15 protein-coding genes, 1 pseudogene and 2 other annotated features are annotated in these 16,476 nt (G+C 34.4%); of the genes and pseudogenes, 2 read left to right on the forward strand and 14 right to left on the reverse strand.

The features are described from left to right. Positions 1 to 142: 142 nt before the first annotated feature. The 6 genes from AC0L0O_RS15365 to AC0L0O_RS15390 all read right to left on the reverse strand — a co-directional run bounded on the left by AC0L0O_RS15365 (position 143) and on the right by AC0L0O_RS15390 (position 7,817). Positions 143 to 2,440, reverse strand: coding sequence for a glycoside hydrolase (locus AC0L0O_RS15365; protein ID WP_000738124.1), 2,298 nt, complete (start codon positions 2,438 to 2,440; stop codon positions 143 to 145). A 207-nt stretch (positions 2,441 to 2,647) separates the two neighbouring features. After that, a complete protein-coding gene (locus AC0L0O_RS15370) occupies positions 2,648 to 2,857 on the reverse strand; it encodes a DUF6366 family protein (protein WP_000712283.1) in 210 nt (69 codons plus the stop codon). A 120-nt stretch (positions 2,858 to 2,977) separates the two neighbouring features. Then, entirely contained in the window at positions 2,978 to 3,871 is an 894-nt protein-coding gene (thrB, locus tag AC0L0O_RS15375) for a homoserine kinase (RefSeq protein ID WP_000612669.1), read from the reverse strand. Further along, positions 3,868 to 4,926, reverse strand: coding sequence for a threonine synthase (gene thrC / locus AC0L0O_RS15380; protein WP_000276451.1), 1,059 nt, complete (start codon positions 4,924 to 4,926; stop codon positions 3,868 to 3,870). Before thrC ends, thrB begins: the two co-directional genes overlap by 4 nt. Next, the gene (locus AC0L0O_RS15385; protein WP_473785850.1) at positions 4,919 to 6,214 is read right to left on the reverse strand and encodes a homoserine dehydrogenase; all 1,296 of its coding nucleotides are present in this window, start codon (positions 6,212 to 6,214) and stop codon (positions 4,919 to 4,921) included. The genes thrC and AC0L0O_RS15385 overlap by 8 nt, the downstream gene beginning before the upstream one ends. Positions 6,215 to 6,368: 154 nt before the next feature. Beyond that, positions 6,369 to 6,600, reverse strand: a binding site (T-box leader). A 115-nt stretch (positions 6,601 to 6,715) separates the two neighbouring features. Continuing rightward, positions 6,716 to 6,947 (reverse strand) — a binding site (T-box leader). Positions 6,948 to 7,178: 231 nt separating this feature from the next. Then, positions 7,179 to 7,817 (reverse strand): pyridoxamine 5'-phosphate oxidase family protein, encoded by a 639-nt coding sequence (locus tag AC0L0O_RS15390; RefSeq protein ID WP_000510749.1) that lies wholly within the window; start codon positions 7,815 to 7,817, stop codon positions 7,179 to 7,181. A gap of 82 nt (positions 7,818 to 7,899) precedes the next feature. Here AC0L0O_RS15390 and AC0L0O_RS15395 point away from each other — a divergent pair, with 82 nt between their 5' ends. Continuing rightward, positions 7,900 to 8,508: an NUDIX hydrolase gene (locus AC0L0O_RS15395; protein ID WP_000141374.1), complete on the forward strand. Its 609-nt coding sequence runs from the start codon at positions 7,900 to 7,902 to the stop codon at positions 8,506 to 8,508. A gap of 47 nt (positions 8,509 to 8,555) precedes the next feature. Here AC0L0O_RS15395 and AC0L0O_RS15400 read toward each other — a convergent pair whose 3' ends face one another. The 5 genes and pseudogenes from AC0L0O_RS15400 to AC0L0O_RS15420 all read right to left on the reverse strand — a co-directional run bounded on the left by AC0L0O_RS15400 (position 8,556) and on the right by AC0L0O_RS15420 (position 11,872). Beyond that, the gene (locus tag AC0L0O_RS15400; protein ID WP_000271088.1) at positions 8,556 to 8,894 is read right to left on the reverse strand and encodes an SdpI family protein; all 339 of its coding nucleotides are present in this window, start codon (positions 8,892 to 8,894) and stop codon (positions 8,556 to 8,558) included. A gap of 71 nt (positions 8,895 to 8,965) precedes the next feature. Next, positions 8,966 to 9,793 (reverse strand): peptidoglycan-N-acetylglucosamine deacetylase, encoded by an 828-nt coding sequence (locus AC0L0O_RS15405; protein ID WP_473785851.1) that lies wholly within the window; start codon positions 9,791 to 9,793, stop codon positions 8,966 to 8,968. A 117-nt stretch (positions 9,794 to 9,910) separates the two neighbouring features. After that, positions 9,911 to 10,783 (reverse strand): aminoglycoside 6-adenylyltransferase, encoded by an 873-nt coding sequence (locus AC0L0O_RS15410; RefSeq protein WP_473785852.1) that lies wholly within the window; start codon positions 10,781 to 10,783, stop codon positions 9,911 to 9,913. A gap of 149 nt (positions 10,784 to 10,932) precedes the next feature. Then, positions 10,933 to 11,004, reverse strand: a pseudogene (locus AC0L0O_RS15415) (methyltransferase); the annotation flags it as partial. 148 nt (positions 11,005 to 11,152) lie between these two features. Then, positions 11,153 to 11,872, reverse strand: coding sequence for a 3-ketoacyl-ACP reductase (locus AC0L0O_RS15420; RefSeq protein ID WP_000818985.1), 720 nt, complete (start codon positions 11,870 to 11,872; stop codon positions 11,153 to 11,155). A 195-nt stretch (positions 11,873 to 12,067) separates the two neighbouring features. Here AC0L0O_RS15420 and AC0L0O_RS15425 point away from each other — a divergent pair, with 195 nt between their 5' ends. Continuing rightward, a complete protein-coding gene (locus AC0L0O_RS15425) occupies positions 12,068 to 12,655 on the forward strand; it encodes a DUF3139 domain-containing protein (protein ID WP_000823559.1) in 588 nt (195 codons plus the stop codon). 24 nt (positions 12,656 to 12,679) lie between these two features. Here the strand turns inward: AC0L0O_RS15425 and hitS are convergent, their stop codons facing one another. From hitS to AC0L0O_RS15440, 3 genes are all read right to left on the reverse strand, one after another. Continuing rightward, a complete protein-coding gene (gene hitS, locus AC0L0O_RS15430) occupies positions 12,680 to 13,753 on the reverse strand; it encodes an envelope stress sensor histidine kinase HitS (RefSeq protein ID WP_001231491.1) in 1,074 nt (357 codons plus the stop codon). After that, positions 13,750 to 14,427 carry an envelope stress response regulator transcription factor HitR gene (hitR, locus tag AC0L0O_RS15435; protein ID WP_033671621.1) on the reverse strand — a complete coding sequence of 226 codons (678 nt, stop codon included), beginning with the start codon at positions 14,425 to 14,427 and terminating at the stop codon, positions 13,750 to 13,752. Before hitR ends, hitS begins: the two co-directional genes overlap by 4 nt. Positions 14,428 to 14,515: 88 nt before the next feature. Continuing rightward, positions 14,516 to 16,276 (reverse strand): ABC transporter ATP-binding protein, encoded by a 1,761-nt coding sequence (locus tag AC0L0O_RS15440; RefSeq protein ID WP_000453764.1) that lies wholly within the window; start codon positions 16,274 to 16,276, stop codon positions 14,516 to 14,518. Positions 16,277 to 16,476: the final 200 nt, after the last annotated feature.

Here is a 16,476-nt window from a genome sequence, read left to right on the forward strand (position 1 = left end):
TTTCCTTTCAATTACCTTACAATTTTGTAAGGTTACATCATAAATCCAACATATATCCCATTTCACATTATACTCTCGTGCTTATTTTTGGCAAGTCACTATTTACATAAAGATATAAATAAATCTATATATTATAATTATTTTAGTTTGGCGTATACATGGTTTGCTTCCCATTATTAATAATGAAAGCTGATTTTGCTTTTATTTTCGTCTTTCCTATTTCTATATCTTCATTTGAAAAATTCACAATAATATTCATATTTTTTCCATATGAAGCAGATTGTACTAACTTATCTTCTGACAAATATGCGAAGTTCGTCATCTCTTCTTTTACTGCCTTTTTATGAAATTCATTCCAAACTTTCAGATGCTTCGTAATTTCTTGCTTATGCTTATTCCACTCTACTTCATCTAAATGGTACAACGGAGGAACGTTATACAATAATTCGTATAACATACGGTTTCCAACCTCATCTTTTATTTTCAAACTTCCCCATTCCCAGTGGTGTGTTGTAATTACAGCATCATTGTATACTAATTTATATAATGGTACTGAATATACAGGATTTAAATATACTTGTTTATACTCTTCTTTTAACGGTACTTGTTTCGCATATTTTTCTGGAACATTTTGATTCGGTGACCAATATCCACCCACATAATACGGACTTGTTTTGTTCTTCCTCATATCTTCATCGTCCCATTTAATAACTGGCGTTTCAATACCATGAGCAAATGCAATCGTGCTACTTGCAAAATCATTTCCGCCTTCAGAGCCAACTACCATACCTTTTTCTTGCGCAATATAATCCATTCGTTGTAATCTTGCTTTTAAATCTTGTTCTTGTGTTGTTATATGTTTAGCCGAATAATCATCGTAAATTTCACCTGTTGCATCACAATCAATAAACCATGAATTGTATTTAGGTCCATTTTGTAATATATCGTTCATTCGTTCTTTTACACTAGGAAGAGATAAAGTTGGATTTAATTTTCGCCCTCTACCTAAAAAACCTTGTACCTTTTCTCCATTTTTCTTCGTCACAGTTGCCTCTTCATATAACGATGAATCAGTAAACGAAGCTGTGTTCCAGTTTTTATCAGCTTTTTCGTGAATAGAATGGTAGGAATCATACGGACCAACTAAATAACCCATTTTCTTAGCTTCTGTCACGAAATCAGGCTGCATATACCCTTGCTCCCAGTTAGGTAACCCAATCCATGCATTGTCTATTCCTGCCGTTTTCATTTCCTTTATAATATCCGTTCCATCTGCCTTCCCCCATTTACTTACTTCTTCAACCGCATCACCGAGTACCGACTTTAATACATGCTTATTTAAGTTATATAACTCCATCTTTGATAATTGATCTACACCTTTGTTTAATAACTCACTAGCTTTCTGATCAACTTTTAGGAAAATGTCCTCTTTATACAATTCTTTCATTAATAATACTTCATTTACATAACGCAAAATAACATTTTTTTGATACTTATCAACAAAATCTTGTTTACTTACTTGCTCAAATACATTCAACTCCCCAGGCTCTGAACTATTCTTTTGAATAAGCTCTTTTATACGACTGAACACAGGACTATTTATTTGTTCTCTTAACTTTGGCCAATTTATGTTACTGTCAGACAAACCATTTTGATTCCAAAAATAAAAATGAGCCGCACCATAAAGTTTTTCAATCTCTTTATTTTTTCTAGCCTTTTCTTGTAATGTTTTAAATTCACCTTTTCGAACAATATTATCCTTATACAATTTAGCAATACTGACTGCATCATTATTTGTCACATATAATTGAAATCCATATGTTTTCTTTTTATTTATACTGGGGAATTCATGTATAAACTCAAATCCTATTTTCGGATCCGAATGAAATTTCAATTCATTATTAAACATATTGTTCGCAATATATACAATCGAATATTTCGAACCATTTAATGCAAAAAACTTCATAGAAAATGATTCAGCAAATGAATATGCATCATCCTTTAAAAACTTCTTCCAATTCTCATCATTACTCGGAATTTGCTTCCCTTCCCATAGCGGGAGTGTATAATTTTCAGCTTGTATTTTTGGCCATGTAAAACTTTCTGCACCGTTCGATTCCACTTCAATACTTAAGTGGTCGTTTTTCTTTTCTAAGTTCACCTTTACTTTTTCATCTGGATATTCCCAAGATGTGCGATTCTTTTCTTTTTTCACATTCGATACTTTCATTTTCGGTAACGGTTGTGACGCCTGTTCTTTTACACCATCATGTTCTACCGTTAATGTGAACGTCTCTGGATTTACATCGTACGTAAAATCTTTATACGTCGCTTTCTTTATTTTAGACTCTTGTACAGCATTACTACCTTTTATATCACACCCGACTAAAGTCGAAAATGACATCGTTGTAAGAAGACATATTGCTATCATTTTTTTCATCTTCTGCACCTCCACCACTGAATATACAAGGGCTTTGTTACAGGAATGTGGCAAAAAAATAGAACCAGCATAACGCTAGCTCTGTTTTGGGTATTATATATACGGACAACTATATAGTCTACTTAATATATATGCAGTACAATAACCGTGTTTTTTCATCCTCACTAATTATAAAAGCAAATCATTCAAAGCTTTAACATGCATTTTTCAACTAAAAAAATAAGTGTATATAATATATGCTAAAACTAGTACTAAAATTACTAGCGCTGTACCTTTCCAATTCATACCACCCGTCATATCAACTGGACTACCCGTTTCAGCTCTGTTGAGCCCATCATGTAAAGAACCGGTAGGATTGTTTTTCAATTCACTTTGCCTTATACGTTCTCTTTTTTCTTCCGGTGACTCTTTCTTCATATGATCCGTTCACCTCCAAATTAATACACTCTTTACTAAATTATACATTCATATTTTTCTTTTATATGCAAACTTAAAAAATATTTACAACATAAAGAAAGCTAGCGATGCTAGCTCTCTTTATAATCCAATATGTTCTTTCTTATTTACAGTAATCCCTCTATGATCAATTTCTAGCTCACACACTTTCATAGACGTAAATACTCTCGCTAATTGCTCAGCAATTTCTTGACGTTTCTCATACGGCGTTAATATAAAAATAGATGGTCCTGCACCGCTAAGCGCTGTACCGTATGCACCGAATTCTTTTGCACATTTACGAATAGATGGTAATAACGGTACAAGCTCTAAACGATACGGTTCGTGAAAATGATCCCTTTCCATCATTTCCCCTACAACTTCCCATTTCTTTTGACATAAAGCAGCTACTAATACATTACTTATTGCACTAGCCTTAACAGCTTCATGAAACGGAAATACATCTGGTAATACAGAACGGCTTTCATCTGTATTTAGCTCTTCATTTGGAATAAGTGAAATTACGCCTAATTCCTTACTTTCAATTCTCACAACCGATACATTCTTTCCATCAAGTGCCCCGATTACAGTTCCTCCTAATATAGAAGCAGCAACATTATCAGGATGACCTTCAAAATTTGTAGCAATTTGAACTTTTTGATCAATCGTTAAGTTCAATTTGCCTAGTTGATTCGCAAGCTCTATCCCAGCTACAATTGCTGATGCGCTACTTCCTAGACCTCTTGTTAGCGGGATGTTACTAGTAACTTCTATTATATGGGGTGATAAAGAAGGACATACTTTACATGCCGTGCTAACAATTAAATTTTTATCGTCTGTCGGAATTGAATCTTCAAAGGAATGGATCACTTGCCATTTATCAGACTTCTCTTTTACTACTACATGTAAATACAATGACAAAGCTATTCCTACTGAATCAAATCCAGGTCCAACATTCGCTGTACTAGCAGGAACACGAATACTTAATGGTATCACGACATAATCACCCCTTTAATATGCTCTCTAATTTGTTCTATATTATTTGAAACACTTGCAATATCTAATGTATTAGAAGAGATTGCGATATCAGGATCTTTCAAGCCGTTTCCAGTTAAAACTGCAACAACTGTTTCTCCTTTTTTGATTTTTCCAGATTGAACATGTTTCATTACACCAGCTAATGAAGCATTTGATCCTGGCTCAGCGAAAACCCCTTCCGATTTTGCTAATAATCTATATGCATGTAAAATCTCTTCATCTGATACCATATCTATTTCGCCGTGAGATTGCTCAGCAGCCTCTACCGCATATGACCAACTTGCTGGGTTACCGATGCGAATCGCAGTTGCAATTGTTTCTGGCTCGTCAATTACATGCCCTTTTACAATTGCAGCTGCTCCTTCCGCTTCAAATCCGTGAATTCTTGGCTTTTTATAACCTTTTTCTTTCTCATATTCACAGAAACCTTTCCAGTACGCTGTAATATTTCCAGCATTCCCAACAGGGATCGCTAGAACATCTGGTGCACGTTGCAACTGATCACAAATTTCAAACGCTGCTGTTTTTTGCCCTTCAATTCGATAAGGATTCACTGAGTTTACTAACGTAATCGGCTCTTCCGCAGCGATATTTCTTACAGCCTTTAATGCATCATCAAAATTTCCTTCTATTGAAATAATTTCAGCTCCATACGCAACTGCTTGTGCTAATTTTCCATGTGCAATCTTTCCTTCCGGTATTACGATAATACATTTCATTCCAAGGCGTGCCGCGTATGCGGCAGCCGATGCTGATGTATTACCTGTCGATGCACAAATGATTGCCTCCGAACCTTCTTCTTTCGCCTTCGCAACAGCCATTACCATGCCCCGATCTTTAAAAGAACCTGTCGGATTCGCTCCTTCATACTTCCCGTATAACTGAATCCCTAATTGTTTTGATATGTTTAATAACGGAATAAGGGGTGTATTTCCTTCCATTAAACTCACATCTGGTGTGTTTTCATTTACCGGTAAATAAGAAGCATATTGGTTTAATAGCCCTTTATACATATTGTTTTTCCTCCTCAATAATGTAGTAACTGTTTATTTCACTTGCGACATCTTCTATTGCCCCTAAAACTCGTTCGAATTGATACTTTGAAGTTTGATGTGTCACAACAACGACTTCTGCAAGTTTACGATTTAAAGGTAATTGAATTACTTCTTTTAAACTTACAGAATAATTAACGAAACATTCTGTTATTTTTTGCAACATCCCTGGCTCATCTCGTAATGAAATACGTAAGAAATATTTCGAAACGACTTCTTCATCCCCTTGTAATTCGTATGGCTCTGGTTCTTTTAACACACTTTTATTTTTTGGAACTTGATTCATATTTTTAACGATTGAAATAATATCACTTACTACTGCAGAACCAGTCGGCAATTTACCTGCTCCAGGTCCGTAAAACATCACTTCTCCTACCGCTTGCCCGTGAACATACACTGCATTAAATTCATTATTTACATTTGACAATGGATGATGACTTGGTAAAAGTGTCGGTTCTACACTTAAATGAATAGCTGATCCCTGTTTCTCTGCTTTACCAATTAACTTCATAGTAAACCCTAACTTTTCAGCCATTTGTAAATCTTCTTTTTCTACCTTTCGAATCCCTCTTACTTGCACATCATCCAAAGAAACATTCATCGAAAAACCTAAATTTGCAAGGATTGCTACTTTTCTCGCTGCATCTAATCCATCTACATCCGCTGTCGGATCTGATTCTGCGAAACCTAATTTTTGCGCTTCTTGTAAAGCCTCTTCATACGACCATCCCTTTTGACTCATCTTTGTTAACATATAATTTGTTGTTCCATTTACGATTCCCATTATTTTTTCAATTTGATCTGAAGCTAATCCGTCTGTTAGTCCTCTTAACACTGGAATACCACCGGCTACACTTGCTTCATAACATAAATCACAATCATTATCGTTCGCCAGTTGCAAAAGCTCTGCACCGTATACAGCCATTAAATCTTTATTTGCTGTCACGACATGTTTCTTATTTCGTAAAGCCTTAACAATATGCTGCTTCGCTTCTTCAATTCCGCCCATTACCTCTACTACAATATCAATATTTGAATCATTTAGAACTTCATCAACATGACTTGTTACTACGATTCCATCGATACAAACATCACGTTCTTTTTCTAAATCACGTACAACGACTGTCTTCACCTTCACTTCATGCCCTGTATCAAGTGCAATTTTTTTATAATGTTCTTTCAAAATATGGACAACACCACTTCCGACCGTACCTAATCCTAACACCCCTACATGAATAACGTTATTCATCTTCTAATCTCCTCCTACAATTTTATTATTTATCTTTACCAATCACCTTGCTCTGCTTTTTAATCATGCAGGTGGTGGTTATTTCCGTACGTACAAATCGTTTCATGTTACTGCACCTCCTTTCAAAGTAATAAAAAAACACACCCATCCCTAGGAAAGGGACGAATGTGTTTTCGTGGTTCCACCCTTGTTCCAACCTAGACATATTTCTCCCTAGATTGCTCAAGTTCAGATAACGGCTGATTCCGTCAATAATTACTAGATTGCTCGTTCACTATTGAAGTTCAAAGGTGGTAAAATCATTTCTCGTGTTAGGAAGCTCACACCCTTGACTTCCCTCTCTGTAAACCGTAAAAATGATTTCGTGTCCTTATCGTTACTTTTTCGTTCATGTTTATTTGTTAACTCATTATACTCGCATAAAAAACAAAATCAATACTATTTTTAAATTATTTTAAATTTTCAATCTCTTAAACTATAAAAAAACACACTCATCCCTAAGAAAGGGACGAATGTGTTTTCGTGGTTCCACCCTTGTTCCAATCTAGACGTACTTCTCTCTAGATTGCTCAAGTTCAGATAACGGCTGATTCCGTCAATAATTACTAGATTGCTCGTTCACTATTGAAGTTCAAAGGTGGTAAAACCATTTCTCGTGTTAGGAAGCTCACACCCTTGGCTTCCCTCTCTGTAAACCGTAAAAATGATTTCGTGTCCTTATCGTTACTTTTTCGTTCATGTCTATTTGTTAATTTATTATAGTTATCAACTTTTTAAAAAGCAAGCCTATTTTTACTAACTATTTTCAAAAACTTCTTTTATTATATTTTACAATAGCGTTATTCATCTACAGATTGATTTACCTATTTGTAATTTTCTCTACTTATAAATTAACAGTTTATATATAAATATCCCATTTTAAAACACATATATACTCACCGAAAAATATATTAATATAATTTTGTTAATACAATCTTTTTGTATAACTTTCTTCTAAAGAACGTGCAACATCTTCTTCTGAAGCATTCACTTTCGCATGCTCCAGCAACATTTTTGCTGCTGAAGGTAACTCTTTTTTATTTAACCAAGATTCTGGATCCCACATTTTTGAACGAATAAAAGCTTTTGCACAATGGATATAGCATTCCTCTACCTCAACCACAATTCCAAGTAACGGATTGCGTCCATTTGCCTGCATTTCTTGCAAAATTTCTTCGTCGTTTGTTATATACGCTCGGCCATTTATTCTGAGTGTCTCCCCAAGGCCTGGGATAAAAAAGATTAATCCTACACGTGGATTGGAAATAATATTCAAAATAGAGTCTATACGACGATTGCCTGGTCTTTCTGGAATGATAATTTTATTATTATTAAATACGAATACAAATCCAGGTGCATCTCCTCTCGGCGAAGCGTCACACTCTCCTAATTTATTTGCAGTAGATAGTACTAGAAAAGGAGATTTAGACAGAAAATCTACGCAATGGTGGTCTAATGATGAAATAACCTTTTTCAAAGCTCGCTCACTTGGTTCCCCTAATATTTTCCGTAATTCTACCTCAGTTGAAATAATCGATTTTATTTCCTTACTCTCTATTCCCACTAATACCGACCTCTCTTTTCTTTATTTTCCCAAAATTCAATACAAATATTGTATAATAAAGTTTGCAGAAAGGGGAATTAAAATGACAGAGTGGTTAACGATATTTGATTCTGAAAGAAATACACTTGGGAAGAAATTACGTGATGAAGTGCATCGTGACGGTGATTGGCACGAAACATTTCATTGTTGGTTTGTAGAAAAAGATGCTGAAGATATGTTTTTATATTTCCAATTACGCTCTAAAAATAAGAAAGAAGCTCCACTTATATGGGATATTACTTCAGCTGGACATATAATGCATGATGAAGATGTACAAATTGGCGGTCTTCGTGAAATTGAAGAAGAATTAGGCCTTTCCTTTCAAACGACTGATTTAACATACAAAGGTATCTTTACAATAGATTATGAAATTTCAAATCTTACGGATCGCGAATTTTGCCATATGTATTTTCACAATGTCATCGATTCACTTCCATTCGCACCAGGTGAAGAAGTAGACGATGTGATGAAAGTACATGCAACTTCTTTTCTACAACTATTAAAAAGAGAGATTTCATCTTTTACAGCTATTTCTGTTTTAAACAATAAGCCGATAACGATAACATTTGAAGATATTTATCCATATGATCTTGCATACTATGAATTTGTTATAGAAAAAGGAAAAGAGTTAATAAAAAATAATAGTTTGTAAATAAAATAGGACTCCCACATAATATTGCGTGGAGTCCTATTTTTTCATTATTGTTCAAGTATTTTCAATCTACTCTCTACTTGTATAAATAAACGAACGATTAATAACAGCATAACTATCATAATCGCTATCATTGTATGTGGATATCTAAACAGTACACTACTAACACTTCCAATAAACATCATGATGAATCCGTTTTGCTTCATCACGTCTGCACTATACCTATTACCTGCATCCCATAATTTTTTATTTTTCATAGATCGTTTCGTACGATAACCATATGCCGCATTAATATCTGTCGGTGGATTTTTTTGAAGGATAATTGCCGCAAATATAAATATAATACCTATTAAAATACTCATTCCTATGTTTATTAGTGCATACATCAATTATATCCCCTCCTAACCTACACCTTCATTATACGACATAATCCTGTTTTCCCCAATTTATAACACATTCATTTTCTTTCTTTTGATGTCTGGAACATACTTGGAAGTGTTACAAAACGCGCCCCTTTCGTTTTTAACTGCGGAATAATTTTGTCTAGCGCCTCTACGGACCCTTGCAAATGCCCACCTGGAGTTGAATGCTGAAGTATGACACTACCAGGAAATGAGTTCCCTAACACGTTATTTGTAATTGTATCAGTACTTACACCTTTCCAATCAACCGTGTCAACACTCCACTGTACAATCATAAAATTTTGCTCAGTTGCCCACTTCAATTGATCTTCAAGTATTTCACCATACGGTGGGCGAATAAATTTCGGTGCATACCCAGCTAAACGATTTAATATTTCTTCTGTTTTTATAATTTGATTACGGTACTCAGCATCATTTACTTTCGCTAAATTTGGATGACTATACGTATGATTGCCAATTACATGCCCTTCATTCGCAATACGCTTTACGACATTCGGAAACTTTTCTGCGTTTTCACCAAGTAAGAAAAAAGTAGCTTTTACATTATGTTGTTTTAACTTATCTAATATTTTTGGCGTAAATTCTAAATCCGGCCCGTCATCAAATGTAAGTGCGACTTCCGCTTTATTGTACGGTCCTGAAAATGCGTACGCATATTTTTCGACCCAAGAAAATGGTGTCCACGATCCACGTTCATCTGCTTTCATTTGTACTTCATAGCTTTGAGGGATATATGTGTATAGCAATGTTCTTATATAATCTCCGTAATAAAATAAGTTATATGGCATATAGGCATACGAAACATCTCGTTCTAGCCCCCATTGATATGGAGCAAACCCTTCTGGTGAATAAAAATAATACATAATAAAAACCTCCCTAAAGTTTCATATGTGATTCATCTGCACTTTGTTAGAGAAATTATTATTCATAAACAAAAATAAGACTGTCCGTCATTTGGACAGTCTTACTGCTGACTATTATTAATAAATTGATGTACTATCTTTCGGTAAAGCTTTCACATGTTTTAAATAACTTGTCACTCTGTCATCATCACCTTGCGGGTACGGATATCCATAAGCGTTAGCAATTTCGTTCGCCACTTCCCTAAATAAATTACCCATGACAAAGAATGATTCCCATATGTTTTCATATTCTGCATTAGAAAATGTCCTCTTAAATTGCACCCACATATCTTTTTCAATATATTTCTCGAAATACTTTCCAAACTTCCCTGCATTAACTATAAAGTCTGTTTTCATACCAATATGCCATTCTAGCATTACAATTAACATATCTCGCACTGGGCCATCAAGCATCCCTTTCACATAAGAAAGTTCCTCTCGCCATAACCCTTTTGCCACATTCGTACTACACCACCAAAATTCATTACAGCAATCCAAAAACTCTTTTTCTGTAGGCTTTTTTATTAAGTAATCCTTATCGCTTGCTGGCGGGAATCCTTCCATACAATTATCTTTATCAAGAAGTAATTTACTTAAACTATCTTGTCTAACGAAATTATTTATTAATTCAACTGGGGCTAGTGTTAAATCAATCCGATTTCCATCCATGAACTGCATTAAATACGGAAACTTCCCGTCTCTATCTGGTGGGACTAATAACATTTCTTCCGGCATTTGTACCATCATTATTGCTCCAAATCTATGAATCCAATTATGATTAGACGTAAAAGAGCGTATATCTTTAACAGCGTAAATAACATCATAGTCTTGAAAACAATCTTTTTTCACATTTGGATTTACACGTGATCCATTCATGATGACAGCTCGAATTCTTTCATCCTCTTTTGCTGTATTTATAATTAAGTCCATCATTTCTTTTTCCGTTCTCATCTACTCACAACCTCCAATTTTTTATATAAAATATAGTGATATGTATATAGGAGGTCCACGAGCTAACTGCGTTATATACGATACAAGTTATAATTTTTCAAACATCTTTTTCATTCTATTTATCTCCTTTCGTTATTCTTTTACGAAAATGTAGAATCTTTCGGTATTAATATGTCACTCACATATTGATCAACAGCCGTCCATTTCTCAATCGTACTCATGTAAATACCATCCCCTTCAATTTTCCAATGCATTTCTACTATTCGCTTTCAATTATACCGAAAATTCTGTCTCATATACAAAAATAAAGAAGGGACATCTACTTCATTACAAAATAGATGTCCCTTCTTTTGTTTATACATGTATCCCTTACGGATTAGTAGACCAAAGTCCTGCTGATTTAATAAATGTACGTTTATTTAATTTCAGCTGCGCTACGATAAACTCTGCAATATCTTCTGCTTGCATAACTTTATCAGGATTTCCATCAGTTAGTCCTAAATCTACAGCCATATCAGTTGCTACTGTACTTGGAGTTAAAGCAGTTACGCGAATGTTATGTTTACGAACTTCCATCGCTAACGATTCTGTTAAGCCAAGAACACCAAATTTAGAAGCACTATATGCACTTGTTACAGGTGCACCTTTTTGTCCTGCTGTAGATGAAATGTTAATGATATCACCAGATTGTTGTTCAATCATGCTTGGTAAAGCTGCACGAGTTGCATAGTATACACCCATTAAGTTTACTTGAATGATTTTTTCCCAATCAGCAACGTCTAATTCTAAAAACTTACCGAACTTAGAAATACCAGCGTTATTAATTAAAATATCGATAGATCCTAAACCGTTTTTTAATGTCTCAATTGCAGTAGTCACTTCTTCGTATGAAGAAACATCAGCAGTTGCAATAACAGCTTTTACGCCTTCTGCTTCTACTTCTTTCGCTACAGCTTTTAAGTTTTCTTCTGAGCGAGCTAAAAGACCTACATTTACGCCCTCTTTCGCTAATGCGATCGCTACAGCGCGACCAATCCCTCTACCTGCTCCTGTAATTAAAGCATTTTTGCCTTGTAATAATTCTGCCAAGTATAACACTCCTTAATCATCTCAGTTATGTATTATATTAAAATTGTATCTATGTTTATGTAAAAAGGCAATGATGCACTTTCATGTGCGTAGGTTACTTGTAGGTAACTATAGAAAGTTTTTATTTATAACTCTCATGTTTTTCCATAATTCATGTAAAATAGAAATAAATTCCACATAGGAGAGTGTTTGTGTATGAAAAGAAAAAAATGGTACTTGTCACTATCTGCAGTCGGACTATTTAGCATATTTTTGGCTATGTACTTTATATTTGGTAATCCATTACATTATAAAGTAATAGAAAAAGATACTAACGAATATCTCCATACTATAAAAGGATATAAGCAAAAAGAAATACAAAGTATAGCCGGAAAATATACTCCCCTTTATAATATCGGCTATTATGCAGAAGTCGTATATAAAGACGAACCTTATTTTACATACTCTTATACATACGATAATAATAAAAAAATAATACAAGACAATGGCATTTTAGGAAGACATACTGAATCATTTGAGCATCTTAATTTAAATTGGTCACTGTTCGATCAACTAATACAAGGGATTCATACAAACTTACAAGAAAGAGGTTTAAGTGAAAAAAGGGATTATTCTATACGACACGTTCATTTCATTGATATAGATGATGATAAAAACGGTGCAGAAGCATACGTTGACTTTAAAAAAGATAAAGAATCTGATTATTCATACCGTATGAATAGCGAAGGAAAAGCTTATCAGTATAGCTGCAGTAATGGGAAATGTATTTTTAAAGAGAAATAGTGTTAGAAGGATTCCCTCCTAACACTATTTCTCTTCATAATTTGGAATACAAACAATAAATTCCGTCCCATTCCCTTCCTCACTCTCAACTTTTATTTCCCCCTGATGAAGATCGAGTACTTTTTTCACAATCGCTAAACCTAAGCCACTTCCTCCATAAGCACGAGTTCGTGAAGAGTCCGCTTTATAAAAACGCTCAAAAATATGTTGCTTCTGTTCTTCGGATATCCCAATTCCCGAATCGCGAATACGCACTTCCACTAATGTCTCATATTCTTTTAACTTGATTGAAATCGTACCGCTACTTGGAGTAAATTTAATACTATTATGAATTAAATTAATCCAAACTTGACTCATACTTTCTTGATCAGCAGTTATATGCACTTTTTCTAAATCAAGGTCTAATTCAATTTCTTTCTCAGCCCAAAGCGGTTCACTATTTAACACAATTTGCTTTAACTGTTGATCTAATCGATAAGTAACTCTTTCTGGTGTATATTCTTCCGACTCTAATAGGGTGAGTTTCAGTAAATTTTGACTTAGTTTAGATAATCTCGTCGTTTCTGTTTCAATAATGGTAAGATAATGCTTTCTTTTTTCCTCAGGAAGATTAGTATCTTGTAGTGCTCTAGCAAACCCTTTTATAGAAGTTAATGGTGACTGTATTTCATGAGAAACATTCGAAACAAATTCCTGACGCATCTTCTCCATCGCATTCAGTTCATCTGTCATATCGTTTATACTTTTTACGAGCACACCAATTTCCCCATCATATTTCTCTTCATTTCGTATTTTTACCGAGAAGTCCCCTTTTGCAATTTTTTGTATCGGTTCAATAATAGTCCAAATCATCGCCTCTCGCTTCGGTCTCATTAATACTGCAATTAATATCCAAAGAAGAATCATAAATATAAAACTGAGTATGTCACTAATGAGGTAAGTAACAAAAGGAGATAGATGTATTGCAAGGGCATCCAATATACTAGATGATACATAAAATGCTGTAGACCAAATAATAGTAAGAAAAGAAAAGAGTGCTATTATCGCTCCTGTTACTTTCAGCATCTTGAATTTACTCATTCGTTCTCTTTTTCTCATTTACTTACCTCTAAGCGATATCCTAAACCCCTTATTGTTTTAATACTAAATTTCGACTTCTCTTCTTGAAACTTCTCACGTAACCGATTTATATGAACGTCTAGTGTGCGTTCATTCCCTTCAAAATCATATCCCCATACATCTTCAATTAATTGCTCTCTCGAACAAGTTCTCCCCGCTTTAGAGCCTAAAGTAAAGAGCAATTCGAATTCTTTTAACGGTAACGTAACCGTTTGTTCTCCAATTGCAACTTCAAATGTTTTACGATTTAACAGTACAGTTCCAACTTGAATTGATTGCGACACTGTAATTTGGTAACGTTTCAATAACGCCTTAACCCTCACTACTAGTTCTATCGGATCAAATGGTTTTACAAGATAATCATCCGTACCAAGATGAAATCCTTTTACTTTTTGAGACGTTTCCCCTTTAGCAGTTAACATCAAAATCGGAATATCATAGTACTTTCTTAATTCGAAACATACATCAAATCCATCCATATTCGGCATCATGATATCAAGAATAACCATATCAACTTTCACTTCATTTATTTTTTGAAGTGCATCTAGACCATCAATTGCCTCATATGTTTGAAAACCTTCACGCTCTAAAAATACAGAAACGAGTTCTCTAATATGCGGATCATCGTCTACTATTAAAATGTTAGGTATCAAAGAAACCATTTCCTTTCTAATTAGCATCCTTAACAAAACTTTTAAAAATGAATAATCAGTGGAGTACAATCCCCACTGATTATTCATTTTATAATGCCGCCTCTTTAATTTTCAATTGTTGCGTTGCAAATTCACGATACATGTCATGTGTGCGTAATAATTCATCATGTGTACCACTTCCTGTAAGATTCCCTTTTTCTATAAAGATAATTTTATCTGCATCTACAACAGTAGAGAGTCTATGTGCAATAACTAACGTTGTTCTGCCTTTCATTAAGTTATTTAATGCCTTTTGAACGACGGACTCAGACTTACTATCTAAACTTGAAGTTGCCTCATCTAACATAAGAATTTGTGGGTTTCGAAGTAGAGCTCGTGCAATCGCAATTCGCTGCCTTTGTCCTCCAGAAAGTTTTACCCCCCGTTCTCCCACTTCTGTTGCATATCCGTTTGGTAAGTCATGAATAAATGCATCAACATATGCCATCGCTGCTACTTTTTCAATTTCTTCATCTGTTACTTCACCCTCAACACCGTAACAAATATTATCACGAATCGTTCCATCGATTAACGGACTATCTTGTGATACGTAACCGATTTGACGTCGCCATGACGGTAGTGAATAAGCTGTAATAGGTTCTTCTCCTAATTTGATTGCACCAGTTGTCGGCTCATAAAAGCGTTCTAATAATGAAAATAACGTCGTTTTCCCGCTACCACTCGGTCCTACAATCGCTGTTACTTTACCTGATTCAATCGTGAAATCAATATTCTTTAACACTTGCTCTTCTTCGTTATACTCGAAATATACATTTTCAAGAACGATTGGTTGCTTAGCATTTGTGACGTTCACACCAGTTTCATGATCTTCTACTTCATATTCTAAAATGGTATAAATTCTTTCCGTTGCACCAATCGCCTTTTGGAATTGTGTAAAGAACATAGATAATTGACTCATCGGCATTATAATTTGAACTAAATATAAAATAAACGCTACTAGTTCCCCAGTTGTTAATGCACCGCTAGAAACTCTCATCCCACCATATCCTACGATAATAACAAGCAGTGCCATTAAAACAAACGACATAACTGGTGAAATTAACGCTTGCACTTTTCCCTCTTTCAAACCAAATTGCAATAACTTCTCGATACCTTTATTTCCAGTTTCATATTCTCTTTTTTCTGTGTTCGAAGATTTCACTAAACGAATTTCTGATAATACTTGCGTTAGCACACTTGTAAAAGAAGCTGTTTCATCTTGAAGCGCTTTTGAAATCTTATACATTTTTCTTCCTAGTGGAACTAAAATCAGTACTGATAATGGAATAACCGTTAAAAGTAAAAGTGTCATTTTCCAATCTAAAACAAATAATACAATTAATGATCCGACGATTGAAATACCACCTGTTAGTAAGTTTGACAAATGCTCAGAAATTAATGTCTTCACAACACCTGTATCATTTGTCATGCGGCTAATTGTATCGCCTGTTCTATTTTGATCATAATAAGATACTGGCAATATAAGTACCTTTTTCCACAAACGTTCTCTCAGTCCAGCTACAATCTTCTGTCCTATATAATTTAATAAATATATAGACAATCCTGCAGCTATAGTTTGCATAATAAAGAATGCAACTAATCCAACAATTTGTCCTGTACTAATTGAGGAAAGTGAAAAATTATCTACTAACCCTTTTGTTAACATCGGAATAAATAAACTTGCTCCCGTAGAAAGCAAACTCATTAATAACGCAAAAACAAGAATCCCTTTCGGAGGTTTTGTATCTTGAATAAGGCGTAAAAACTGCCTCCAATTCCCTTTTTTCTTTATTTCATCTCTAACTTCCATTCATGTTCATCTCCTCGTGTTAAACAAAACTGTTCTTTCTAAAAATAGAATACAATACAAATGTAAACTGAATGTAAACACACATTTTGTATTTTTACAAAATATACATAAAAACTCATCTTTACAACAGATATAAACATCTGATATTATTACCTGGTACTTAATATTATTCTATGTGAATTATAAATAACTAATTTAAA

The sequence above is a fragment of the Bacillus sp. GS3m_15504 genome (assembly GCF_055825275.1).